Origin of the sequence: Neisseria sicca 4320, assembly GCF_000193735.1 — a bacterium.
Classification (GTDB): Bacteria; Pseudomonadota; Gammaproteobacteria; order Burkholderiales; family Neisseriaceae; genus Neisseria; species Neisseria sicca_E.
On sequence record NZ_AEPF01000057.1, the window covers coordinates 1 to 25490 of the forward strand.

22 protein-coding genes and 2 tRNA genes are annotated in these 25490 nt (G+C 52.1%); 11 read left to right on the plus strand and 13 right to left on the minus strand.

The features are described from left to right. Positions 1–272: 272 nt before the first annotated feature. Positions 273–443 (minus strand): hypothetical protein, encoded by a 171-nt coding sequence (locus tag NSCA4_RS15505; RefSeq protein WP_176621474.1) that lies wholly within the window; start codon positions 441–443, stop codon positions 273–275. A 66-nt stretch (positions 444–509) separates the two neighbouring features. Here NSCA4_RS15505 and NSCA4_RS15510 point away from each other — a divergent pair, with 66 nt between their 5' ends. The 4 genes from NSCA4_RS15510 to NSCA4_RS0105665 all read left to right on the plus strand — a co-directional run bounded on the left by NSCA4_RS15510 (position 510) and on the right by NSCA4_RS0105665 (position 6139). After that, the gene (locus NSCA4_RS15510) at positions 510–716 is read left to right on the plus strand and encodes a hypothetical protein (protein ID WP_176621475.1); all 207 of its coding nucleotides are present in this window, start codon (positions 510–512) and stop codon (positions 714–716) included. Positions 717–898: 182 nt separating this feature from the next. Further along, complete coding sequence (locus tag NSCA4_RS15515; protein ID WP_176621476.1) at positions 899–1105, plus strand: hypothetical protein; 207 nt, start codon at positions 899–901, stop codon at positions 1103–1105. 6 nt (positions 1106–1111) lie between these two features. Continuing rightward, positions 1112–4327: a carbamoyl-phosphate synthase large subunit gene (gene carB, locus NSCA4_RS0105660; protein ID WP_016687234.1), complete on the plus strand. Its 3216-nt coding sequence runs from the start codon at positions 1112–1114 to the stop codon at positions 4325–4327. Positions 4328–4579: 252 nt separating this feature from the next. Continuing rightward, a complete protein-coding gene (locus tag NSCA4_RS0105665; RefSeq protein WP_016687235.1) occupies positions 4580–6139 on the plus strand; it encodes a TerC family protein in 1560 nt (519 codons plus the stop codon). Between the two features lie 93 nt (positions 6140–6232). Here NSCA4_RS0105665 and nagZ read toward each other — a convergent pair whose 3' ends face one another. Next, entirely contained in the window at positions 6233–7318 is a 1086-nt protein-coding gene (gene nagZ, locus NSCA4_RS0105670; protein ID WP_016687236.1) for a beta-N-acetylhexosaminidase, read from the minus strand. Positions 7319–7709: 391 nt separating this feature from the next. On the opposite strand from nagZ, the gene NSCA4_RS0105680 reads away from it, so the two are divergent. Then, positions 7710–7925, plus strand: a complete 216-nt coding sequence (locus NSCA4_RS0105680; RefSeq protein WP_016687238.1) for a hypothetical protein — start codon at positions 7710–7712, stop codon at positions 7923–7925. Positions 7926–7992: 67 nt separating this feature from the next. On the opposite strand, the gene NSCA4_RS0105685 is transcribed toward NSCA4_RS0105680, so the two are convergent. The 4 genes from NSCA4_RS0105685 to NSCA4_RS0105700 form a co-directional block, all read right to left on the minus strand. Beyond that, on the minus strand, positions 7993–9513 hold the full coding sequence (locus NSCA4_RS0105685) for a Na+/H+ antiporter NhaC family protein (RefSeq protein WP_016687239.1): 1521 nt from the start codon (positions 9511–9513) through the stop codon (positions 7993–7995). Between the two features lie 195 nt (positions 9514–9708). Continuing rightward, complete coding sequence (locus NSCA4_RS0105690; RefSeq protein WP_016687240.1) at positions 9709–11262, minus strand: DegQ family serine endoprotease; 1554 nt, start codon at positions 11260–11262, stop codon at positions 9709–9711. A gap of 170 nt (positions 11263–11432) precedes the next feature. After that, positions 11433–12065, minus strand: a complete 633-nt coding sequence (nth, locus tag NSCA4_RS0105695; protein ID WP_016687241.1) for an endonuclease III — start codon at positions 12063–12065, stop codon at positions 11433–11435. Between the two features lie 109 nt (positions 12066–12174). After that, positions 12175–14343 (minus strand): primosomal protein N', encoded by a 2169-nt coding sequence (locus NSCA4_RS0105700; protein ID WP_016687242.1) that lies wholly within the window; start codon positions 14341–14343, stop codon positions 12175–12177. A 138-nt stretch (positions 14344–14481) separates the two neighbouring features. Between NSCA4_RS0105700 and NSCA4_RS0105705 the strand changes: the two genes are divergently transcribed. Next, positions 14482–15270: a DsbC family protein gene (locus NSCA4_RS0105705; RefSeq protein WP_016687243.1), complete on the plus strand. Its 789-nt coding sequence runs from the start codon at positions 14482–14484 to the stop codon at positions 15268–15270. A 100-nt stretch (positions 15271–15370) separates the two neighbouring features. Here the strand turns inward: NSCA4_RS0105705 and NSCA4_RS0105710 are convergent, their stop codons facing one another. After that, on the minus strand, positions 15371–16195 hold the full coding sequence (locus NSCA4_RS0105710) for a CorC family transporter (RefSeq protein WP_016687244.1): 825 nt from the start codon (positions 16193–16195) through the stop codon (positions 15371–15373). A gap of 1 nt (position 16196) precedes the next feature. Continuing rightward, the gene (ybeY, locus tag NSCA4_RS0105715; RefSeq protein WP_016687245.1) at positions 16197–16712 is read right to left on the minus strand and encodes an rRNA maturation RNase YbeY; all 516 of its coding nucleotides are present in this window, start codon (positions 16710–16712) and stop codon (positions 16197–16199) included. Between the two features lie 174 nt (positions 16713–16886). On the opposite strand from ybeY, the gene NSCA4_RS0105720 reads away from it, so the two are divergent. The 4 genes from NSCA4_RS0105720 to NSCA4_RS0105735 all read left to right on the plus strand — a co-directional run bounded on the left by NSCA4_RS0105720 (position 16887) and on the right by NSCA4_RS0105735 (position 20075). Further along, positions 16887–17264: a hypothetical protein gene (locus NSCA4_RS0105720; protein WP_016687246.1), complete on the plus strand. Its 378-nt coding sequence runs from the start codon at positions 16887–16889 to the stop codon at positions 17262–17264. A 46-nt stretch (positions 17265–17310) separates the two neighbouring features. Next, positions 17311–18249 carry a hydroxymethylbilane synthase gene (gene hemC / locus NSCA4_RS0105725; protein ID WP_016687247.1) on the plus strand — a complete coding sequence of 313 codons (939 nt, stop codon included), beginning with the start codon at positions 17311–17313 and terminating at the stop codon, positions 18247–18249. A gap of 335 nt (positions 18250–18584) precedes the next feature. After that, positions 18585–19754, plus strand: a complete 1170-nt coding sequence (metZ, locus tag NSCA4_RS0105730) for an O-succinylhomoserine sulfhydrylase (RefSeq protein ID WP_016687248.1) — start codon at positions 18585–18587, stop codon at positions 19752–19754. A gap of 117 nt (positions 19755–19871) precedes the next feature. Beyond that, complete coding sequence (locus NSCA4_RS0105735) at positions 19872–20075, plus strand: DUF2788 domain-containing protein (RefSeq protein ID WP_003768561.1); 204 nt, start codon at positions 19872–19874, stop codon at positions 20073–20075. 380 nt (positions 20076–20455) lie between these two features. Here the strand turns inward: NSCA4_RS0105735 and NSCA4_RS0105740 are convergent. From NSCA4_RS0105740 to rnhA, 4 genes are all read right to left on the minus strand, one after another. Beyond that, positions 20456–20530 (minus strand) — tRNA-Glu (locus NSCA4_RS0105740). Positions 20531–20547: 17 nt separating this feature from the next. Next, positions 20548–20624, minus strand: a tRNA-Arg gene (locus NSCA4_RS0105745). 132 nt (positions 20625–20756) lie between these two features. After that, the gene (locus tag NSCA4_RS0105750; RefSeq protein ID WP_016687249.1) at positions 20757–22109 is read right to left on the minus strand and encodes a deoxyguanosinetriphosphate triphosphohydrolase; all 1353 of its coding nucleotides are present in this window, start codon (positions 22107–22109) and stop codon (positions 20757–20759) included. A gap of 57 nt (positions 22110–22166) precedes the next feature. Further along, positions 22167–22616: a ribonuclease HI gene (gene rnhA, locus NSCA4_RS0105755; protein ID WP_016687250.1), complete on the minus strand. Its 450-nt coding sequence runs from the start codon at positions 22614–22616 to the stop codon at positions 22167–22169. Between the two features lie 132 nt (positions 22617–22748). Here rnhA and tehB point away from each other — a divergent pair, with 132 nt between their 5' ends. Continuing rightward, the gene (gene tehB, locus NSCA4_RS0105760) at positions 22749–23609 is read left to right on the plus strand and encodes an SAM-dependent methyltransferase TehB (RefSeq protein ID WP_016687251.1); all 861 of its coding nucleotides are present in this window, start codon (positions 22749–22751) and stop codon (positions 23607–23609) included. Positions 23610–23922: 313 nt separating this feature from the next. Here tehB and NSCA4_RS0105765 read toward each other — a convergent pair whose 3' ends face one another. Beyond that, entirely contained in the window at positions 23923–24885 is a 963-nt protein-coding gene (locus NSCA4_RS0105765; protein WP_016687252.1) for an IS110 family RNA-guided transposase, read from the minus strand. Positions 24886–25490 lie beyond the last annotated feature (605 nt).

The window sequence follows — 25490 nt, forward strand, 5'->3', positions numbered from 1 at the left end:
TGATTTCAGGTCGTCTGAAAAGCAAAAGCAACCTGCACAACCTATTTTCCTTACAGAACCCTTAACCCAACAGCCACCCCGTCCTCTCTCCCGTGGGAGAGAGCTAGAGAGAGGGTAACAAGCCGTAAGGCTTGTATTTGGGGCGGTAAGGGCGTTGGAAAGATTGCTGCAATTCGGAGAATGCCCTCTCCCCAGCCCTCCCCCACGGGGGAGGGAGCGGGTTGCAGTAGATTCAAGCATTAAAGGTCGTCTGAAAAAGAATGCCCGAAATATCAACAGCGGGAATTTTTCAGGTAGTCTTTATCGCAAAGCAGATGGAACAAACGCTGTGAACGTTTTTTCAGACGACCTTTGAACCCATCGGTAGGGTGTGTGCCGCAAAGCACGCACGCGGTGGGCTGGGATTGCAGGGAAAATGGAGAACGCGTGCGTGCGTACCGCATACACCTCACATGCGGGCTACGGCTTGCTACGCTTGCTTATTTTTAAATTAATTTTAGGGATTTCAAATGAGTCAAAAAACTTGGGAAATATACGCTGGACTACACTTGATTGGTATTATTATACTGGCAATTTTCTTTACATATTTAACATTATCAAGTATTCCATTAGGAAAATACCATTATATTGTTTCCTCTCTCTCTGGTATATTTGCAGCTTCTATGTTGAATTTTTTAAAAAAAGATGTACCTTATTTCAAAAAAATAAATACTTAAAATTATTGTACAGTTTTATATTTAAATTAATTTTAGGATATTTATTAATATGGGTAACATTTAAAATCACAAACGATTTCCCCCAGGATAAATTTTTATTTATAGGGTACTGTTCTTTCTGGTTCTGGTTTGCGAATATTTTAACTGGCGAGGTAATAAATTTTGTAAATAATGAAACCAATTTGAATAATGAAGAATCAGCATTTTTATTTGATTTTATAAGCTATTATAGAAAAGATTTTAATGATAATTTTCATGCCAAAAACAAACCTATTTCAAAAGAATTAAAAAAGCTGAAACCTTCAGCAGATATCAATGAACATAAAACTTTATCTTCCATTGAAGATAAACTTAAAACCACCGTAGTTGAAATTGTAAATCGAGAGTAATCCACCATGCCCAAACGTACCGACCTAAAATCCATCCTTATCATCGGCGCCGGCCCTATCGTTATCGGTCAGGCCTGCGAATTTGACTATTCGGGCGCACAGGCCTGTAAGGCTTTGCGTGAAGAAGGCTATAAAGTCATTCTGGTGAATTCCAACCCCGCCACCATCATGACCGACCCTGAAATGGCGGATGTTACCTACATCGAGCCGATTATGTGGCAGACGGTGGAGAAGATTATCGCCAAGGAGCGGCCCGATGCGATTCTGCCCACGATGGGCGGCCAGACCGCGCTGAACTGTGCACTGGACTTGGCGCGCAACGGCGTGCTGGCGAAATACAATGTCGAGTTAATCGGCGCGACGGAAGACGCGATCGACAAGGCGGAAGACCGCGGCCGCTTTAAGGAAGCGATGGAGAAAATCGGCCTCTCCTGCCCGAAATCTTTTGTCTGCCACACGATGAACGAAGCCTTGGCGGCGCAGGAACAGGTCGGCTTTCCGACACTGATTCGTCCGTCTTTCACGATGGGCGGTTCGGGCGGCGGCATTGCCTACAATAAAGACGAGTTTTTGGCGATTTGCGAACGCGGTTTTGACGCGTCGCCCACCCATGAGCTGTTGATTGAGCAGTCCGTGCTCGGCTGGAAAGAGTACGAGATGGAAGTGGTGCGCGATAAGAACGACAACTGCATCATCATTTGCTCGATTGAAAACTTCGACCCGATGGGCGTGCATACGGGCGACTCGATTACGGTTGCGCCGGCGCAAACGCTGACGGACAAAGAATACCAAATCATGCGCAACGCAAGCTTGGCGGTATTGCGCGAAATCGGCGTGGACACGGGCGGCTCGAACGTGCAGTTTGCGGTGAACCCTGAAAACGGCGAGATGATTGTGATTGAGATGAACCCGCGCGTGAGCCGTTCGTCCGCGCTGGCTTCCAAAGCGACGGGCTTCCCGATTGCGAAGGTGGCGGCGAAGCTGGCGGTCGGCTTTACGCTGGATGAGTTGCGCAACGACATCACCGGCGGCCGTACACCCGCGTCGTTCGAGCCTTCCATCGACTATGTGGTAACCAAAATCCCGCGTTTTGCGTTTGAAAAATTCCCCGCCGCAGACGACCGCCTGACCACGCAGATGAAATCGGTGGGCGAAGTGATGGCGATGGGTCGCACGATTCAGGAAAGTTTCCAAAAAGCCCTGCGCGGCTTGGAAACAGGTTTGTGCGGCTTCAATCCGCGCAGTGAAGACAAAGCAGAAATCCGCCGCGAACTGGCAAACCCCGGCCCCGAACGTATGCTGTTTGTGGCAGACGCGTTCCGCGCGGGCTTCACGCTGGAAGAAATCCACGAAATCTGCGCCATCGACCCTTGGTTCTTGGCGCAAATCGAAGACTTGGTGAAAGAAGAGCAGCAGGTAAGTGCAGGCTGCCTGCAAGATTTGGATTTCGCCGCCTTACGTCGTCTGAAACGCAAAGGCTTCTCCGACAAACGCATCGCGCAGCTTTTGGGCGTAAAAGAAAAAGAAGTGCGCGAACACCGCTACGCGCTGAAGCTGCATCCCGTGTATAAACGCGTCGATACCTGCGCCGCCGAGTTCGCCACCGAAACCGCCTACCTCTATTCCACTTACGAAGAGGAATGCGAAGCGCGTCCTTCCGACCGTAAAAAAGTGATGATTCTCGGCGGCGGACCGAACCGCATCGGTCAGGGCATCGAGTTTGACTACTGCTGCGTTCACGCCGCGCTCGCCCTGCGCGAATCGGGCTTTGAAACCATCATGGTCAACTGCAACCCCGAAACCGTGTCCACCGACTTCGACACCAGCGACCGCCTGTATTTTGAGCCGCTAACGCTGGAAGACGTGTTGGAAATCGTCCGCACCGAAAACCCGTGGGGCGTGATTGTGCATTACGGCGGCCAAACCCCGCTCAAACTCGCCAACGCATTGGTTGAAAACGGCGTGAACATCATCGGCACGTCCGCCGACAGCATCGACGCCGCCGAAGACCGCGAACGCTTCCAAAAAGTGTTGAACGACTTAGGCCTGCGCCAGCCGCCCAACCGCATCGCCCACAACGAAGAAGAAGCGCTCGTCAAAGCCGAAGAAATCGGCTATCCGCTGGTCGTGCGCCCGTCTTACGTCCTCGGCGGCCGCGCCATGCAGGTCGTCCACTCCGCCGAAGAGTTGCAAAAATACATGCGCGAAGCCGTGCAGGTATCCGAAGACAGCCCCGTGTTGCTCGACTTCTTCCTGAACAACGCGATTGAAGTCGATGTGGACTGCGTTTCAGACGGCAAAGACGTGGTGATCGGCGGCATCATGCAGCACGTCGAGCAGGCAGGCATCCACTCCGGCGACTCCGGCTGCTCGCTGCCGCCCTACTCGCTCAGCGAAGAAATCCAAGACGAAATCCGCCGCCAAACCAAAGCCATGGCCTACGCACTGGGCGTGGTCGGCCTGATGAACGTACAGTTTGCCGTGCAGGACGGCGTGGTGTTCGTGTTGGAAGTGAACCCGCGCGCCAGCCGTACCGTTCCCTTCGTCTCCAAAGCCACCGGTGTGCCGCTCGCCAAAGTCGGCGCACGCTGCATGGCAGGCATTTCCCTGCAAGAGCAAGGCGTGGAAAAAGAAGTCGTCCCCGATTTCTATGCCGTTAAAGAAGCCGTGTTCCCCTTCATCAAATTCCCCGGCGTGGACACCATCCTCGGCCCGGAAATGCGCTCCACCGGCGAAGTGATGGGCGTGGGCGCAAGCTTCGGCGAAGCCTACTACAAAGCCCAACTCGGCGCAGGCGAACGCCTGAACCCGACCGGCAAAATCTTCCTCGCCGTGCGCGACGAAGACAAACCGCTCATCGTCAAAACCGCGCAAAACTTCCAAGCCCTCGGCTACGGCGTCTGCGCCACACGCGGCACCGCCGAATACCTGAAAGAGCACGGCATCATCGTACAAGCGGTGAACAAAGTGCAGGAAGGCCGCCCGCACATCGTGGACGCGATTAAAAACGGCGAAATCGCGCTGGTGGTCAACACCGTCAGCAGCTCGGCGCAATCCATCTCCGACAGCCACAGCATCCGCCGCACCTCCCTTACCCAACGCGTGCCGCAATACACCACCATCGCCGGCGGCGAAGCCATGAGCGAAGGCGCAAAAAGCCGCGACCACCTAGGAGTGTACAGCGTGCAGGAGTTGCATGGACGGTTGAAAAACAGAGGCTGAATCTGAATCGGGTTTAGCTTGAACAAAAGGTCGTCTGAAAATATGACTTATCTTTCAGACGACCTTTTGCCATCCGTCTTACAAGCTGCTAAACTATTTACATTACTTTTACTTGAGACGTACGCACACATGAAAGACCCAGAGCAGAGCAGCATGACCGCCCGCCGTTTTTCGTGCGTATCGATATGAATCAGGCAGCTTGAGCGTTTCAGGCTGCCTTTTCGCGTTTGAACACAAAGGAATACAAAAATCATGGATTTCAGTTGGTTGGCAGAGCCGCATACTTGGATAGGCTTTGCCACGCTTCTGGTACTCGAAGTTGTCTTGGGGATAGACAACCTCGTTTTCGTCGCTATTTTGGCGAACAAAGTCAAACCCGCCCAGCGCGACCGCGCGCGTATTACCGGTCTGGGGCTTGCGGTCGTTATCCGCATCATCATGCTCGGCTTCATGGCACACATCATGACCCTGACGCGCCCGCTGTTTCATATCCGCGGGTTGGACGTTTCCGGCAAAGACATGATTATGCTCGCGGGCGGTATCTTCCTGCTCTACAAAGCCACCACCGAGCTGCATGAACGCCTCGAAGGGCATAACCAGTTTGCCGTTGCCGACAGCCAGAAGAAACACGCGCGGTTTTGGAGCGTGGTTGCCCAAATCCTGATTCTTGACGCGGTATTTTCCATCGATTCGGTTATCACGGCCGTTGCCATGGTCGATCACATCGTCGTCGCCATGGGTGCGGTTGCCGTTGCCATGACCGTCATGATTTCCGCCAGCAAACCGCTGACCGAGTTTGTAGACAGGCATCCTACCGTCGTCATGCTCTGCTTGGGTTTCCTGCTGATGATCGGTTTCAGCCTCATTGCCGAAGCTTTCCATTTCCACATCCCGAAAGGCTACCTCTACGCCGCTATCGGCTTCTCCATTCTGATTGAAGCGTTCAACCAAATTTCGCAGCGCAACAGCCGCAAAAACGACTACATCAGCAGCTCGTGGCGCAAACGCACCGCTGAGAACGTCTTGGGCATGATGGGCATACGCGAAAGCGTGCTTGCCAAAGCGGGCGATGAAGCAGAGGACGACGGGCATTTTGAGGAAAACGAAAAATCCATGATACGCAGCGTTCTCACGCTTGCCGAACGCCCCATCCTCGGCGTGATGATTCCCCGTCGCGACATTGAGCGTTTGGACATCTCTCAAAGCCGCGAAGAGCAACACGCCCAACTGCAAAATACCCCATACAGCCGCCTGCTTGTTGTCGGTAAGGCTGGTGTGGATGAACCGTTGGGCTACATCAACAAAAAAGACCTGCTCGCCCAACTGCTCGAAACCGGCGAGCTCAATATCCAAGCCGTCCTGCGCCAGCCGCTAGTCCTGCCGGACAGTACGACTGCATTGGGCGCGATTGAACTGTTCCGCCAAAGCAGCGCGGATTATGCTTTGGTGGTCGATGAATTCGGCGCGGTTTTGGGCATGGTCACCATGAAAGACTTGCTGGAAACCATCGCGGGCGAATTCCCCGAAGAGTTTGAACGCCAAGAAGAACCCGCCGTTCAAGAAAATGCCGATGAAAGTCTGACCGTGGACGGTTCGTTTGAATACGTCGACCTCGCCCCGCAACTGAACCTCCCGCCGCAGGAAGAAGATGCCGACTTCCACACCGTCGCGGGTCTGATTATGGAAGAGCTGCAAAGCATTCCAGATGTCGGCGACTTTGTCGACTTCCACGGCTGGCGTTTCCAAGTCGTTGAAAAAGACGGGCAACGCATCGAGCGGGTACAGATTACCAAGCTGCCTGATGAAGGGTAATCAAGCCCTCATTGTGAAATAAAAAGGTCGTCTGAAACAGCCAAATTCAGCTTTTCAGACGACCTTCTTTCATGCTTTCTAAATCAAACGCCTTTAAAACGCTTCGCCAACTTTCACGCCGCCTGCGGTGTCTTCAGGCGTGGCAAGTTGCGCGGTCATGGCTTGGGCGGCTTGGAAATCAGGGGTTTGCATCACGGCTTGGGCGGCTTCCTTACCCAATGTGTTCGCCATGTATTGCCAGCGGTTTGCCAAATCGGGATTGGCGGGGATTTGGAAGCCGTCGCGCAGTTCGTCGACCAGGTCGGGACGGTTGCAGACGAGGACGATGTCGCAGCCCGCCGTAAAGGAGGCATTTGCGCGTTCTTTGATGCCGCCCGCTGCGCCCGCGCCTTCCATGGTGAGGTCGTCTGAAAAGATAACGCCTTTAAATCCGATGTCTTGGCGCAGGATTTGTTTGAGCCATTTTTCGGAGAAACCGGCGGGTTTACCGTCAATTTGCGGGTAAACGACGTGGGCGGGCATGACTGCCGCCATGCCTTCATCGCTTAAGGCGCGGAAAGGGATAATGTCGGCAGCTTCGATTTCGGCAAGGCTGCGCGTGTCTTCGGGTTGAACCAAATGGCTGTCTCCTTCGACAAATCCGTGTCCGGGGAAGTGTTTGCCGCAGGATTTCATGCCGCCTCGGTTCAGACCTTTTTGCAGGGCAAGAGCGAGCTGGGTTACGGTGTCGGCGTTGCGGTGGAAGCTGCGGTTGCCGATGACGGGGCATGTTCCCCAATCGAGGTCGAGGACGGGCGTGAAGGAAAGGTCTATGCCGCAGGCGGTCAGCTCTGTTGCCAATACCCAGCCGACCTGCTCGGCTTTTTCTTTGGCGGCGGCTTCGCCTTCGGCGTCCCAAATCTGCCCTAAGGTATTCATCGCGGGCAGGCGGGTGAAGCCTTCGATGAAACGTTGTACCCTGCCGCCTTCGTGATCGACGGCGATGATGAGTTCGGGCGTGCGCAGTGCTTTGATTTCTTGAACCAGGGCTTTGAGCTGCTCGACGTTTTGGAAGTTGCGGCGGAACAGGATGACACCGCCGATGGACGGATCGAGCAGGCGTTGTTTTTCTTCTTCGGTCAGACAGTAGGCGGCGACGTCTGCCATGACGGGACCGCGCGGGAGGAAAACGAGGGACATATTTCTGAAACCTTAAATATTCAAATTCTTCTTTTGCTATTTATTTGACTTGAGAAATAATTTATAAATTCCCATAGCAATAAATACAGTAACTAAAAACAATAAATCCTTATTCACATTCCAACCCATAAAATTATAAATAACTCTTGTGAATAAAATATAATATAAACCGATTATTATCAAAATGAATATTTTCATTATAATTTTCCTTTACCTAAGCAGCATCCAACTTACTTTGAAGTATATTTTCTTACTTTATTAAATCTTGCCATTTTTTGCAAAATTAAAAAAATGATTCTCATTTATTTTAATTTGATGACAGTATGAATTCGTGTAAGTATCTCTATATTAAACAAAACAACTTTGTCAATTCATACTAGGAGTTTCTATTATGAAACCTTTGAACAATCATGATTTGGAAAAAGTATCCGGAGGATGGGGAGGCGTTTTTGCAAGAAATGCTCCTGCAGGATGGGCTTTAGGAAAATTTGTATTCGATCCTATTTATGGCAAATATATTAAAAGTATCCCCATAGCAGGGCAAGCCAATCTGAACAGATTGAATAAAGCAATGAGACACAACGGTGGTATCGGTTTTGTGGATTAAATCATAAAATCAACCGATAAACTCGCCAATTTCGATAATGAAATTGGCGAGTTCTTTTTATGTGTATTCAGACAGTTTTAGCTTTTTTGTCTTTCAGTATGAAGATGAGGGCGGTCATGACGACACCGGTTGCAAAAAAGCCCAGCCAAGCCGATTGTGTCATACCCAACACGAGGTAGCCTGCCGCTGCCGCGCCTGCGACGGTCAGGGCGTAAGGCAGTTGCGATGTAACGTGGTCGATGTGGTTACAATGCGCGCCGGTGGAAGACAGGATGGTGGTGTCGGAGATGGGCGAACAGTGGTCGCCGCACACCGCGCCAGCCATGACGGCGGACATACACGGGATAACCAACGAAGCATCGACTTTGACTGCCATCGCGGCGGCAATCGGCAGCATAATGCCGAACGTGCCCCAGCTTGTACCAGTGGCGAACGCCATCACGCTGGCGAGCAGGAAGAGGATGACGGGCAGGAAGCCAGGATGGATGTTGTCTGCAACCAGCGTGGAGAGGTAGTCGCCGGTGTGCATTTCGCTGACGACGGTGCTGATGAGCCAGGCAAGAATCAGGATGGTAATCGCGCCGAACATCGAAGATATGCCTTGAATGATGGCTTTGGGATAATCGGCAGCTTTGATGGTACCAAGCGTGCAGAGGATGACGGTCAGTACGCCGCAAGTGCCGCCGAACACCAGCGAAGTGTTTACATCGGTATTTTCAAACGCGCCCAAAATGGTGAAGGTTTCGCTTGCCTGCGCGCCTGTGTAAATCATGGCGGAAACGGTGGAGACGATTAACACCAAAACCGGAATAATCAGCGCGTAAACCCGGCCTTTAGGGTCGTCTGAAACGGTGGTTTCGTCGTGAACTTCCTGCAACGCCGCTCTCTCAAAGCGCGCCATCGAGCCGATATCGAAGGAGAACCATGCGACGATGAACACCATCAACAGGGCAAATAAGGCGTAATAGTTCATCAAGCTCATGGCGACGAACGTACCCATCGGCGTGTATCCGGTGATGTGGTAAGTAACGAGCAGACCTGCCAGCGTGGCGATAATCGATGCACCCCAGCTTGAAACCGGCATCAGTACGCACATCGGCGCGGCGGTAGAATCAAGGATATACGCCAGTTTGGCGCGGGAGACTTTGAATTTATCGGTAACGGGGCGGGCAATCGCGCCGACGGCGAGACTGTGGAAATAGTCGTCGATAAAGGTAACGAATACTAGGCAGGCAGTCAGCATTTTTGCGCCGCGCCGCCCTTTGATGTGTTGCTTCGCCCAGTTGGCAAACGCCTGATTGCTGCCGGAGAAGGTCAGCAGCGAGGTAAAAATACCGAGCAACAATAAGAAAATCAGAATTTTAGGTTTTCCCAAAGACCAATCGCCGTCTGCCCAGGTCAGTCCGACCACCATGTCTTTCAGATGCGTCAGCCCATCCAGCGGACTGCCGCCGACCAAAAAGGCAACGCCGACCAAAATACCGATGCCCAAAGACAACAGTACGCGGCGGGTAATGACGGCAAGTGCCAACGCCAAAAACGGCGGCACGACGGCTAAAAACGAATTCGAATAATCAATCAGTTGCATAATATTTTTTATAATAGGAAGTCAATCGGAGCGGAACGTTTTCAGACGACCTTTGTATTGGATATGATTGTTGACAAATATCCTAAAGAGTAAACAATCAAAACCTAAACAAATCAATCCGTTGTCAAAATTGCAAAATACCCGCTACCTAAGGATGGCGGGTATTCTATCATTGAATGGCGTTTGCGTTGCGTCTTATTGCAGGGTCAAGGCAAGGAAAAGTGTATTGCCGTCGCGCTGAACCAGCAGCGGCACGTTTTTGCCCGCGCCTGCCAACGCGCTGCGGAAGCTTGATTCGTCGTTGACGCTGATTTGGCTGACGGCAAGAATTTCATCGCCGCGCTTGAGTCCGGCACGTTCCGCCACGCCACTGACGCGGGAAACAATCAGGCGGCTTTTGCCTGCACCTTCATCGACGCGCAGGGTCAGTCCCGTATTATCGACGGTGAAGCCGTCCGCCGGATTTGCCTGCTGCGGCTGCTCGGTAGCGCGAGAAGACGTTTCGTTCTGCTCCGCCATGCTGCCGAGTTTGACTTTCACATTAATCTTCTCGCCTTTGCGCCACACTTCCAGCGTAACTTCCTTGCCTGGCAATATCGAGCCGACCATGACCGGCAAATCGCTAGACACGCGCACTTCTTCGCCGTTGACGCTGCGGACGATGTCGCCCACTTGCAATCCTGCCTGCATTGCGGGGCTGTTCGGCATCACTTTGGCAATCAACGCGCCGCTGGCTTTGTCCAAACCGAACGATTTTGCCAGATCGTAAGACACTTCCTGAATAATCACGCCCAGCTGACCCCGCTGAACCTTGCCGCTGGTTTTCAACTGCTCGGCAACGTTCATCGCCACATCAATCGGAATCGCGAAGGAAATGCCCATAAATCCGCCGCTGCGGCTGTAAATTTGGGAGTTGATGCCGACTACCTGACCTTTCAGGTTAAACAGCGGACCGCCGGAGTTACCCGGATTGATGGCAACGTCGGTTTGAATGAAAGGCGTATAGCTTTCGTTCGGCAGGCTGCGGCCTTTTGCGGACACGATGCCTGAAGTAACGCTGTTGTCAAAGCCGAACGGCGCGCCGATAGCGGCAACCCATTCGCCCGGTTTCAAATCTTTCGGATTACCGATTTTGACGACGGGCAACTCTTCCGACGCGTCAATTTTCAACAGCGCGACATCGGATTGCGTATCCGAACCGATCAGCTTGGCGGTGTATTCGCGTTTGTCGTTGAGCAGGACTTTGATATTGCCCATTCCTGCAACAACGTGGGCATTGGTCAGGATATAGCCGTCTTTGCTGATGATGAAGCCGGAGCCGAAATTCAAATCATCGTCGGCAGATTCGTCTTCCGGCATATCGGGCATATTCGGAACCAGGCGTTTGAAAAACTCGTAAAACGGATCGTTGTCCGGAAACTGGCTCAAGTCCATGCCCTGCTCTTCAGACTGCCCGCTGCCTGCGGCACGTCCGGCGGGGGACGCTTGGATATTGACCACCGCCTGACCTTCGTTTTGCACCAATTGTGCGAAATCGGGCAGCAGCATACCGACGCTGCCGTCATTTTTGGAGGGTTCGATTCTCTGTACGAATTCTTCGCTTTTATTGTCGCCGCCGAAGAAGCTGCTGATTTTGTCGCAGCCGCCCAAAGCCAGCGCAGAAGCTGTTACCAAAGCAAAGTAATTGTATTTGTTCATTTTTTCGCGCACCGCGTTTCCTTTTCCGAATAACGGATTGTGTTCTTGCATCTTAAAAACCGGGGTCGTCTGAAACTTTTATCGTTTTCCAACCCGATAAGGTCGAATTTTACCTTTTGCCCGTATTTTTTCAAGCATTTCATTTTAAATAAAAAAATGCCGTCAGAAATTTTAACCTAATGGGAAGGTTGTTTTGTTGATTGTTTACAATTTATCAACGTTTACATCAACTTCGCACCATACTCGCATAAATCATTAATCATACATTTCCCGCATTGCGGCTTCTGCGCTTTGCAGGTGTAGCGTCCGTGCAGAATCAGCCAATGGTGCGCATCCATCAAAAACTCTTTCGGCACAAAGCGCATCAGCTTATCTTCCACCTCGCGCACATCCTTGCCCGGCGCGATTTTGGTTCGGTTGGATACTCTGAAGATATGCGTATCGACCGCCATGACGGGATGACCGAACGCCGTGTTCAACACAACATTTGCCGTCTTGCGCCCTACGCCCGGCAACGATTCCAAAGCCTCGCGGTCTTCCGGCACTTCGCCGTTGTATTTTTCCAGCAGGATGCGGCAAGTCTGCATGATGTGTTTGGACTTGGTCTTGTAAAGCCCAATGGTTTTCGTGTATTCCATCACGCCGTCCAACCCCAAATCCAGCATCGCCTGCGGCGTATTGGCAATCGGAAACAGCTTCGCCGTCGCCTTGTTCACGCCCACATCAGTCGCCTGTGCCGACAGCAAAACGGCAATCAAAAGCTCGAAGGGGGAATTGAAATGAAGCTCGGTGGTCGGATGGGGATTGGCAGCGCGGAAACGCTCGAAAATTTCTTGGCGGATCTGTTTGTTCATGGGGATATGGGTGGGATTTGTGTGTGTCTTTATCGTTTGCCCGATTATATCGCAAAAGGTCGTCTGAAAACGCCAAATGCTTTTTCAGACGACCCCTTCCCTATCCCGCTTACGCTTCCTGCACATCCACATCCACCGACCATCTGATTTTGCCGTCGCGGTTTTGCTGCAACACCTGCACCCACAAACTCACGGCGCGGTGCAAATCCTGTCGGGATGTCGATTCGAGGAAGATTTGCGCGCGTTCGCGTTCGGCTAGGCGCACCATCAGCATGGGGGCGGCGCCGAACTGTGAGACGCTTTCGGGTAAAAGCGGGGCGAGGGTTTCTTTGGCGGCGTTGAGAAATTCCATCGCATCGGCAACGCGCGGCGCGTCGGCGCGGACAGCGGTCTGAAAACCGAAGGGCGGCATGGCGAACATTTGCCGCTCGTTCAATTCGTTTTCGGCAAACACGGCGTAGTCCTGTGCTTTGACGGCGGAGAAGACGGGATGTTCGGGCAGTTGGGTCTGTATCAACACCTTGCCGGGTTTGTCGGCACGCCCCGCCCTGCCGGACACCTGCATCAGCTCGGCAAACAGCCTTTCCGGCGCGCGAAAGTCCGCGCTGTACAGGCTGCCGTCGGCGTTCAACACGATAACGAGGTTGAGCCGCGCGAAATCATGGCCTTTGGCGAGCATCTGCGTACCGACCAGAATGTCGATTTCGTTGTCAGCGATGCGGCGGTACAAATCCGCCCAGTCGTTTTTGTGCGCGGTGCTGTCCCTATCGACGCGGACGACGGCGGCCTTGGGCAGGAAGGCACGCAGGGTTTCTTCGACGCGCTGCGTGCCGTGTCCGACGGCGGTCAGGTCTTGGTTGCCGCAGTCAGGGCATTTGAACGGGATGGGTTCGCGGTGGTCGCAGTGGTGGCAGCGCAGTTGGCGGGCACGTTGGTGCAACACCATTTTGGCGGAACAGTTCGGGCAGCCGAAGGTATGGCCGCAGTCGCCGCAAAACAGCGCGGGTGCGAAGCCGCGCCGGTTGAGGTACACCAGCGACATGCCGCCTGCTTCAAAGTTCTGTTTCAAAAGCTGCAAGGCTTGCGGCGAGAAGCCGTTGTCGAGTTTCAGACGGCCTACATTGAGGATGTCCACTTGCGGCAGTTGCGCGGCGGCATGGGCGCGCTCGGTCAGTTGCAGCAGGCGGTACGCGCCGCTTTGCGCCTTGTGCCAGCTCTCCAAGCTGGGCGTGGCGCTACCCAACACGACGGGGCAGCCGCTCTGCTTCGCCCGCCACACCGCCAAATCGCGGGCGTGGTAGCGCAATTCGTTGTCTTGTTTGAACGAGCCGTCGTGTTCCTCATCGACCACAATCAGCCCGACATCATCCATCGGCGTGAACACCGCCAGCCGCGTGCCGATGACCAGCTTCGCCTGCCCCAACATCGCGCGCAGATAATCCTGCGTGCGCCTGCCTGCCGCCATCTGGCTGTGCAACACGGCGGTCGGTACGTCGGCAAAACGGTTTTCCACCCGCTTCAAAAGCTGCGGCGTGAGGTTGATTTCGGGCAACAAAAACAACACCTGCCGCCCCTGCGCCAACACTTTCGCCATCGCATCGAAATAAACTTCAGTCTTGCCGCTGCCGGTGATGCCGTACAGTAGAAACGGTTGAAAACTGCCGAAGGTCGTCTGAATTTCATCGGAAGCCTTCTGCTGGTTGGCGTTGAGCTGAAATTCAGACGACCTCAATACAGGTTTCGCCGCTTCCGTCGTTTCAATCCAACCCTGTTCCGCCCAATCTTCGATTAATTTCGCCGCCTGCGCGTTTACCTGCTTCAACGCCGCCATCGTCATTCCGCCCGACAGCAACGCGTCCCACAGAGCCGCTTTTTTGTTGAACCGCGCCGGCGGCGGCGTTTGCGCCCTGCCCGCTTCGTTCAGCGCGTAAAACAACGGCGGCTGCGGCATTTCCACCGCGCGCGTTTCCTTCAAACCCTGCGGCAGCGCGGCAAACACCGCCTGCCCCGTCGGATAGTGGTAATAACGCGACGTAAACGAGAGCAAATCACGCCAGCTTTCGGGCAGCGGCGGCTCGTCCGAAAAGGTCGTCTGAATACTCAAAATCCGCGCCGCATCCATATCCGGCGCAATATCCGTTTCCCACACAATCCCGACCACGGTCTTGTTGCGGAAAGGCACAAGCACCCGCATTCCCTGCGGCAGCGGCTCGGAATGGGAATAAGTCAAAAGGCCGTCTGAAAGCGGCACGTTTACGGCGATACGGTGGTAGATCATACAGGCAAGCAAATCATTTTTTTGCGTATTTTAACAGCCGAAAGCTATTTTCAGACGATAAATTGAGCCTCAATACAATGCAGGCATGACAGAGGTTTGATACAATGGAGTTTTCTTGACACACGCTTATACTTAAAAATGAAAACCAAATTAATCAAAATCTTAGCTCCTATCGCTCTGATCTCTCTGACCGCATGCGGACAAACCCCCGTTACACAGGCAAATGCAGCGCCCTCTTCAGCCGCCGCCAAGCCTGTACAAGGCAAAGTCGGCGACGCCTTAAAAGCCCGCCTCGAAAAAATTTACGAATCCCAAGGGCTGAAAGTCATCAGCGTCAGCGAAACCCCTATTCAAGGCATTTATGAAGTCGTTGTCAGCGGCAAACAAATCATTTACACCGATGCCAAAGGCGACTATATGTTCGTCGGCGACCTCATCGACGTCAACACGCGCAAAAGCCTGACCGACGAACGCGCCGCCGATTTGAACAAAATCGACTTCGCCACCCTGCCTTTCGACAAAGCCATCAAAGAAGTGCGCGGCAACGGCAAGCTGAAAGTCGCCGTCTTCTCCGACCCCGACTGCCCGTACTGCAAACGCTTGGAACACGAGTTTGAAAAAATGACCGACATCACGATTTACAACTTCATGATGCCGATTCCAAGCCTGCACCCCGATGCCGCGCGTAAAGCCGAAATTTTGTGGTGTCAGCCCAACCCAACCCAAGCCTGGACCGACTGGATGCGCAAAGGCAAATTCCCGAGCGGCAAAACCAATTGCGACAACCCCGTTGCCGAAACCACTTCTCTAGGCGAACAATTCGGCTTCAACGGCACGCCGACCCTCGTTTTCCCGAACGGTCGCAGCCAAAGCGGATACAGCCCCATGCCGCACCTCAAAGAAATTATCGAGAAAAACCAGAAATAAGGTTGCCTCCCCTACGACAAAGGTCGTCTGAAAACCCCTACATAAGGTTTTCAGACGACCTTTGTCTTTGATTATCGGTTTGTTTATCGGACGAATCCCGTTATTTGACCTTAGTCGCCATCAGCGTATGCAACCGGCGGTTATCAGCGCGGGCGACGGTGAACTGCAAGCCGCCGATCACGACTTTTTCGCCGCGCACGGGCAAGTGTCCCAATTCCTGAATGACCAGCCCGCCGATGCTGTCGGCTTCTTCGCTGCTGTAATCCGTACCGAAAAAGGCGTTGATGTCTTCGATTTCGGTTACGGCGTTGATACGCCAGCGCTCGGTGGAAACGGCGTGGATATTGTCCGCGCTTTCGTCTTCGTCAAACTCGTCTTCGATGTCGCCAACGATTTGTTCGATGATGTCTTCAAAGGTTACCAAACCTGATGTGCCGCCGTATTCGTCGATGACGATTGCCATGTGGTTGCGCTGCTCGCGAAATTCTTTCAAAAGCGCATTCAGCGATTTGCCTTCGGGTACGAAAACGGCAGGACGAAGGATGGATTTGAGATTGAACTGCTCGGGATTGAACATGAATTTGAGCAGGTCTTTGGCGTGCAGGATGCCGAGGACTTCGTCTTTGTCTTCGCCGATGACGGGGAAGCGGGAATGGGCGGTTTCGATGACGTAGGCGGTGATGCGCTCGATGCTGTCGTTTTCTTTCAAAACGTTCATATGGCTGCGGGTAATCATGGCATCGCGCACTTCCAAGTCGGAAAAGTCGAGGACTTTTTCCAGCCGCAAAAGTGTATCCGCGTCAAACACTTCCTGCTCGTGCGCCTGCCGCAGCAGGCTGAGTACGTCTTCGGCGGAATCAGGCTCGCCGGCAATTCGGGAAATCAAACGTTCGAAAAATGTCGGTTTCGACCGGGTGTCGTCCATTTCAGTATTCGTCCTCTTGGTAGGGGTTGGGATAACCTGCCGCCTGCATCAGGCGGATTTCGAGTGCCTCCATTTCTTCGGCCTCGGTCTCTTCGATGTGATCGTAGCCCATCAGGTGCAATGTGCCGTGCATGGTCAGGTGGGCAAAGTGCTGCTCGGCGGTTTTGCCCTGCTCGGCTGCTTCTTTTAAGACGACTTGCGGGCAGATGATCAAATCGCCGCAGAGGTCGTCTAAAACTTGATCGGGCAGAATTTCGCCTTCGTTCAAGGCAAAACTCAACACATTGGTGGCGTAGTCTTTGCCGCGGTAATCGCGGTTGTAGGCGCGGGCTTCTTCTTCGTCCAGAAGAATCAGGCTGATGTCGGCGCGGCGGTATTCGCTTTTCAACGCCGCCCATGCCCAGCGGTAGAAATCGCGTTCGCTCGGAAGGTCGGCGGCGGTTGAGGCGTTTTCAAAATTCAGGCAGAAACGTTGCTGCTGCAACGATAAGAAAGGATATTTTTTGGCGCGCTTCATGCTGTAAGGCTGTTGGGTTTAAAATGTTTTTAGAGAATAAGTTTTATTTTACGGCAGTATGCACTACTATCATGCCAGTACACATTATAATTTATTTCGTTGCAACAGATATAGTGCAACGGCTTCCCCGACAGCTTCGCAGCGGAATACCTTTATCAACCACGGTAATTGCAAATGAACAAATTTCTTTTCCCCATACTGATTGCCCTGACCGCCTGCTCCCCGCAAAACAAAATCGAAACGTCGGCTGCCCGACCGACGGAAGCGACGGCAGAAAAAAACAGCGGCGATACGGTCAAAATGACTGGGACAGTCCATTATTCGCTCGAACAGGCTGAATTTACTGCCAATGGTAAAACCTATTTCCTCAACGGCGGCGAAAACCTGATGGACCAAGTAGAAAAGAACCGCCTGAGTTCCGGCTCATATAACGTTACCCTGAACAATGTCTGCATTCAGGGGAAAGTATTGACCAAAGAACAAAACCAAGGCAACGGATTCGGGCCCTTGGGCAAGTACAGTCAGGCGGTTACCGTAGAAAGTTTGTGTTAGACTGTCAAACTTCCCGCCTCATGAATTAGAAAATCAGAAACTGCAAATGAACCCGAAAAAACTTGTTATCGCCAGCCGTGAAAGCCTGCTTGCCATGTGGCAGGCAAAACATATCCAAGGTCGTCTGAAAACCCTGTATCCCGACTGCGAAGTCGAAATCTTGGGCATGACCACGCGCGGCGACCAGATTTTGGACAAAACCCTGTCGAAAATCGGCGGCAAAGGCCTGTTTATCAAAGAGTTGGAACAAGCCTTGCAAGACGGCCGCGCCGATTTGGCAGTGCATTCGATTAAAGACGTGCCGATGGATTTGCCCGAAGGCTTCGCCCTTGCCGCCATCGGCGAGCGCGCCAATCCGTTTGACGCATTCGTATCCAACCAATACGCGCGTTTGGAAGAAATGCCCAAAGGCGCGATTGTCGGCACATCCAGCCTGCGCCGCGAAGCCCAGTTGCGCGCCCGCTATCCGCACTTAGTCATCAAGCCCCTGCGCGGCAACGTACAAACCCGCCTGTCCAAACTCGACAACGGCGAATACGATGCCATCATCCTCGCCACCGCTGGATTGCAGCGTTTGGAACTGGACGAACGCATCCGCCTGATTCTCTCCGAAGCCGACAGCCTGCCTGCCGCAGGACAAGGCGCGTTGGGCATCGAAATCGCCGCACACCGCACCGACCTTCTCGACGTCTTGAAACCCTTAAACCACGACACAACACACGCCTGTGTGACCGCCGAACGCGCCCTTGCCCGCGCTTTGGGCGGAAGCTGCCAAGTCCCGCTTGCCGCGTATTGCACCGAAGAAGACGGCCTGCTCACCCTGCGCGGACTGGTCGGACACCCCGACGGCTCAGTAATTTTGCAGGCGCACGCGCAAGCCCCCGCCGCCTACGCCGACGCGCTCGGACGCGCGGTCGCCAAAAAGCTGGCGGACGACGGCGCGCAGGAATTGATTGAAGCCGTATTGAAAGAACAAGCTGAATAAAATCGGTTCGTAAGAAAAGGTCGTCTGAAAAGCTTCAGACGACCTTTTGCCATTTGCCGCCAAACTTGAAAGACGGCGCAAATAAGCGCAAAATGTTAACAAGTTAACCTACGAATCCTAGGGGCTGTCGGCATTTAATTTTCCAAGTGGATTTACGTTCACAAAGCGGAAGATTCAAGGCGGCAACCGCAACAAGATTGGACACCTTGTAAGGATTTACAACACAGAAGATGCCGCTTTGGGGATAAAAAGACACGGAAACTATTAAATGTCGACAGACCCTATAGCTTCCTTTCTTCATAAAATCAACAACCTTGCTGAAAACTGGAAGGCAAATGAGTAAAAAACTCCACCCGCAGACGCTCGCCATACGCGGCGGCAAAGAGCAAACCGAATACCGCGAACACAATCAGGCATTGTTCCTCACCAGCAGCTTCATGTGGGACAACGCCCAACACGCCGCCGATTTGTTTTCCAAAAAAATCAAAGGGTTCACTTATACCCGCACCGCCAACCCGACCATCGCCGCTTTTGAAAAGCGCATCGCCGCCTTAGAAGGCGCAGAACGCGCAGTCGCCACTTCGACCGGCATGTCCGCGATTCAGGCGGCGTTTTTCACCTTCCTGCAGGCGGGCGACCATGTGATTTCCAGCCGCAGTCTGTTCGGCACGACCGTCGGTTTTATCAATAACATCGTCACCAAATTCGGCATCGAAGTGAGCCATGTGTCGCCGACCGATATGGACGAATGGAAAGCCGCCGTCAAAGCCAACACCAAGCTGCTGTTTTTGGAAACGCCGTCCAACCCCTTGGGCGAAGTGGCCGACTTGGAAGCCTTGGCAGAATTGGCGCACAGCATCGGCGCGCTTTTGGTGGTGGACAACAGCCTGCTGTCACCCGTCGGCTCGCAGCCTTTGAAACACGGCGCGGATATTTCCGTTTCCTCCGCAACCAAAGCCATCGACGGACACGGGCGCGTGATGGGCGGCGTGTTGGCGGGTTCGGAAGAATTGATGACGCAGGTCGCCGTTTACTGCAACTCTTGCGGGCTGGCGATGTCGCCGTTTAACGCATGGCAGTTGTTGAGCGGCGTGGAAACCCTGTCGCTGCGTATGGAAAAACAGTTCGACAACGCCCTGAAAATCGCCCAATGGCTGCAAGCGCAGCCGCAGGTTCAAGCCGTTTACTACACCGGATTGCCCGACCATCCGCAGGCGGAGCTTATCCGCAAGCAGCAAAACGGCGGCGGCATCGTCATCGGCTTTGAAGTCGCCGACACTGACGCCGCGTGGAAAATCGTCGACAGCGTCGAACTCTTCTCCCGTACCGCCAACCTCGGCGACGTGCGCTCGACCATTACCCACCCGTGGACAACCACACACGGCAGGATGCAGCCCGAAGAAAAACTCGCCGCCAATATCCGCCCCGGACTGGTGCGCCTGTCCGTCGGTTTGGAATACGTCGATGATTTGATTGACGATTTGAAACAGGCATTGGCGCGTTAAGCCAAACGCCCGACGGACGGCATTTGCTGAACCATTACATTTCAGACGACCTCTTAGCGTTCCAAAGGTCGTCTGAAAACATTAAAATACACACCACATCAAATAAGGAAATTGATTATGAGTGAAGCAGAATTTTCCGACTGGGCAATGAAAATCTGCCTGACCGGGCTGGTTATTTTCTTGGGCTTTATCGTCTGGAACTTGGGCAAAGAATCCAAGGCGGGCAAATTCGGCATCGCGATTTTGTTCCTGGTCTTGGGCTTGGGCGTGTTCGGCTTTATTTTCAAAGAAGTGCTGATTAAATTCATCGCCCTGCCTTGATACAGCAAACAAAGAAGAATAAGGGGAAGGTCGTCTGGAAAAGCCCGTATCCGGGGTTTTTCAGACAACCTTTGCATTTTGACAGGAAAGTTTAAGGTAGGAGTTTGGTACATCATTAAAGTATTACTGCCCGGAATTTGGCATGGCAAAGTCAATCAGATGGGTGAAGAAATGTTGATACCCATAATACATGGCAACTTCAATAGAAAATCTCCTTACCGCTATTCCTGATTTGAATTCACGTCATATTTAGCAACGATGCCTGACAAAGAGGACAGATGAAACTTTGGTAACGCGCATCAATAAAGCTAAAATCGCGGGCAAAGCATTAAAAGATAAAAAATAAACCCTTACTTTTTAGTAAGGGTTTATTAAGAATTTGGCACGCCCACGGGGAATCGAACCCCGGTTACCGCCGTGAAAGGGCGATGTCCTAACCGCTAGACGATGGGCGCGGATAAATAAATTTTTTTGGCGCACCCGGAGCGATTCGAACGCCCGACCCTCTGGTTCGTAGCCAGATACTCTATCCAACTGAGCTACGGGTGCATTTTCATCACTTCGCTTCTGCGCTGTGAATCAAGAAGACCGAATATTATAGAAACCCTTCCCTATTGTCCAGCCTTTAAATTCAATTTTCCCAGATAAAACATTAACATTTTGAAAATTAAAGAAATTAAATTACCTTAAAATCCCGGTTCCAGACAAATCCTGAGCCATTTTGGCGGCGGCATTGTCTGTCATACCGCCGACAAAATCTAAAATTTTCATATATGCCTGATATAGGCTGTCCGTTTCAAGTATGGGATTATGGTTTTTCAGAAGATCCAAGATTAAAGATTGGCGGACATCTAATTTCCGCTCAACCAGCAAGGCATGGGCAGCAGGGACAAACAAATCGAGTATCGACCCTAAGCACGGGAAAGTGGCAATTTCAGTCATCAGTTTGGTACGGTGGCGAAAGATGCGCGTGCGTGCGAGTTCTTTGGCTTTTTCCAAAGTGTTTTGGACCTGCGGGCTGCACAAGGAAATCAAGTCTTTTCCTTTGAATTCGCCGCTTAATAAATCGGATTGGTGTTTCATGAAGGTTTGCGCGGCATCTTCGATGGCTTTGCCTATGGCAATGCCGCGCAGCATGGCGCAACGTTGGCGGCTGGATTGGGCATGCCATGTGCTTTCTTCGAAGGTCAGCTCAGACAAGACGCTTTCGACTTCGGTATCGGTCAGCAACTCAAGCTCCACTGCATCTTCCAAATCCAGCAATGCGTAACAGATGTCGTCTGAAGCCTCCATCAGGTATGACAGCGGATGGCGTACCCATTGGTCGCAGCCTGCTTCGAGCAATCCCAACTCTGCTGCAACTCGGCGGATAAACGGCAGCTCGGTTTGATAAATATTGAATTTGGAACGCCCGCGCGGACCTTGGCTTGTCCACGGATATTTTATCAATGCGCCGATTGATGCCGCACTCAAACGCATCCCGCCCGCATCGGGATACATTTCCAAATTGGCAACAATGCGCAGGCTGTGGGCATTGCCTTCGTAAGTTTGCACGTCGCTCAATTCGGCTTCGCTCAACGATGTCAGAAAGCGGAGGTTTTGTTCCTTTCTAAACCAATGGCGCAATGCGTCCTCACCCGTGTGCCCGAACGGAGGGTTACCCAAATCATGCGCCAAACAGGCGACTTGGACGACAGCGCCAATATCGCCCGGAGTATTGTTTTCAGGCAGGAATCCGCCGGCTTGCAACATGACGCCGACGCGGTTACCCAAACTGCGTCCGACGCTGGCGACTTCGACACTGTGCGTCAGCCGGTTGTGAGTCAGGTCATGTTCGGCAAGCGGGTGGACTTGGGTTTTCCTGCCCAACCGCCTGAATGCGCCGGAAAACACGACTCTATCGTAATCAATGTGGAAATCGGTACGCAGGGCATCGATACCCTCTTGTGTGGACGGCGTAACCGTAGGGATAATTTCGCCGTTTTTCGCGCGGAAACGTTGCGGGGAAAGCAGTTGGGACCAAGTCATTGCCATTGGGGTAATCCTGTTTGCGGTTGATTGAATATTTTTCAGGCGTTTTCAGACGACCTTTTAGGACGAAGGTTGAAGGAACCGTGCCGCTCCCCGGTTCGCCAAAGCGTCTGCTTTTTCGTTTTCGGAATGCCCCGCGTGGCCTTTCACCCATGTCCACCGTAATTCGTGTTTATGCGACAAGGCATCGAGTTCTTTCCACAAATCGTCGTTTTTCACCGGTTTTTTGGCGGCGGTTTTCCAGCCGTTTTTCTTCCAGCCGTGTATCCAACCTTCCATACCGTTTTTGACGTATTGCGAGTCGGTACAAATCACGACGCGGCACGGGCGTTTGAGCGCCTTCAACCCTTCTATGACGGCGGTCAGCTCCATTCGGTTGTTCGTGGTTTCAGCCTCACCGCCGCACAATTCTTTTTCATGATTTCGGTAGCGCATCAATACGCCCCAGCCCCCAGCTCCCGGATTGCCTTTGCAGGCTCCGTCTGTATAAAGGTAAACGGTATCGTCCATATATCGGTTTGTTTTGTAATTTGCACAATAAAGGCACTCATCTTATCACAAGGTTTGAATCCGCCAAGCGGCTTTGCCACAAACAGGCATATAATATGCACCTTATCGAAAACAGATTAAAAGGAACTGACGATGGACGGACAAATGGAACTTTTTTGCTATCAGGAACTGCCGGTTTGGCAGGCAGACGAGATTCCCGACGCGCTGCGGGCGGGTCATGCGTTTGACGAAGGGGAATGGGCTTGCCTGAACGTATTGCAAGGTCGTCTGAAATATTCGGAAGCAGACCATGCAACAAACACCGAGCTGACTGCCGAAGACGGCGATCAGATGATTGCGCCGCAGCAACAGTTTACGATCGAGCCTTTGACGGACGACACGGAAATCAAGCTCTCGCTTTATTGCGCGGCAAAAGATTATTTCAATAAGAAATACGGCATGAGTGCGACCCATTCGGCGGTAGTGGCGGCTGAAAATATCGTTCCTGCGGGCAAGGCTTTGGATATGGGCTGCGGTCAGGGGCGCAATGCGCTGTTTTTAGGCTTGAAGGGATTCGACGTCACCGCCGTGGACAACAATCCGCAGGCGGTGCAAAACGTCAACGAGTTGGCGCGTATCGAAGGCTTGGACGTGCGGGCGTTGGAATATGATTTGAATGCCGCCAACCTTCAAGACCATTTCGATTATATCGTGGCGACGGTTGTGTTTATGTTCCTGCAACCGCGCTTTGTGCCGCAAGTGATTGCCGATATGCAGGCGCACACCAACCCCGGCGGCTACAACCTGATTGTTTCGGCGATGGACACCGAAGACTTCCCCTGCCCTATGCCTTTCCCGTTTAAATTTAAAGAAGGCGAGTTGCGCGAATACTACCGCGGCTGGGAGATTGCCGAATACAAAGAAGAACTCGGCGCCATGCACGCGAAAGACGCGGCGGGCAATCCGATACAGTTTAAGTTTGTGACTATGTTGGCGAAAAAGCCCGAAGCGTAAACGAACGAGGTCGTCTGAAATGTTTTCAGACGACCTTTTGGTATCCGCTTTCTTACGGCGCTTTGAACTTTTCCTACCTGCCATCCGACCGGCAGCATCAAAGCCGGATTGTGTCGGCTAGAAGCGTTTTCCACCCAAACACGTCTTATCGTCAACTTCAAAAACAAAAAGATACTACTTTAGTTGACAATATCATCTTTACATTTAATTTACAAATCGTTGATTTGCATAATATTTAAATTGAGTGATATTTGCACACAACGATGTCACGGCGTTTCATTTTTTGAAATGCCGTGATTTTTTTTGGGTGCGGTCACGCCGCTTTGTAGCGGGTCGGGTCGTAGTCTTCGCCTTTTTTGTGGACGTGGTAGGCGATGACGGCAAGTTTTCGCATAATGGCGGCAATAATGACCTTTTTGGGTTTGTTCTTGGCTTCAAGGCGGGCGATGAAGTCGGGGAATGCCTTTATCCGATAGGCGACCATGGCGGGCATGAAGAGCATGGCGCGTAGTCTTCGGTTGCCGTATCTTGTCAGGCTTGGTTTGCCCCTTACTGATGTGCCTGAATCTTTGATTTGGGGTGTTAACCCGGCGAATGCTGCAAACTTGTTTGATGTTGGGAAATCCGCGCCTGAAAGGTAATTCAACAGCATGACGGCTGTCAGCCTGCCTATTGCGGGGATGGTTGCCAGTCTGTCGGTTTGGTCTTTCAATGCGGGTTGCTTCGTGAGTTTTTCTAGTTCTTTTTTGACTGCCTTTATTTGCCGCTGCAAATGCTTGATGTTGCTTTGGCAGATTTTGACGACAAAGGTGTCTTTTGCGGCTTCGAGTCTGTTTTTTTGGGCGGTGCTGTCTGCGGTCAGTTGGGCATAGAGAGCGGAGAGCCGTTTTAGTTTGTAGCCTTCGTTTATGACTGGTTTTCTGATCACGAGGTCTTGGGCTTTTGCTGTCTGACAGTATTCGGCTATCAGTTTGGCGTCTTGTTTGTCTGTTTTGGTTCGGGTAAACCTGCTTTCGGCGTATTTGCTGATTTTCAGCGGGTTGACGACTGATACTTTGTACAGGCTGCCTATGTAGTCGGCAATGCCTTCGTAGTAGTTGCCTGTCGCTTCCATGCAGATATGCGCGTCAGTACAGCCTAATTCTGTCAGCCAGCCTTTGAACTGCTCAAAGCCTTGGCTGTCGTTATCAAACTTGGCAGACTTTTCGATACCGCCAATGATGGCGGTTGCGTCAAATGTGGTCTTTGATATGTCAAGTCCTACGGCGTTTCGCATAGATTACCCTTACTTATTCAGAATCTAGGTTCTTTGATACTACTCAATTTCACAAACAATAAAGCCGTCCGCCTAATCTTTTTGACAGCCTTTGGGCTTGGTCGTTGTCAGGCTGGACGGCTTCGGCATAGGGTAGCTAATCCTTTGCCGAGTTTCAGTATAGCATTAAGTTTGCCTTCGGCGACCCTCCGGGGGCGTTCGCCACGTGGCAGGCGGGCAGGAAATAAAACCCCTTCCTGCCCACCTACCACAAGCGTGTTTCTTGAACTTTTGGGAATCAAGGGGGTATTCATAAAGATTGGGCAAAAGGCGCGCCCAATCTTTACAAACCTTCCCCCTTGACACCCAAAATTTCAATTCCTTAAAAACAAAGGTCGTCTGTATTTCAGACGACCTTTTTTCACTTAAATATCAAAATTCCTGCCATAAAAAGCAAAAATGTAATTATAAAAAAACCTATCACAAAAATGCCAAACTCTTTAAACAGCATTTTGAAATAAGACATTCCATGCTTTCTATGAATGTGAATTATCGCATACACAAATAGACACGAGATTATAAATTCTAATGCGTTCATCGTTTCCCTAATTTATTTTTCCGCCCAC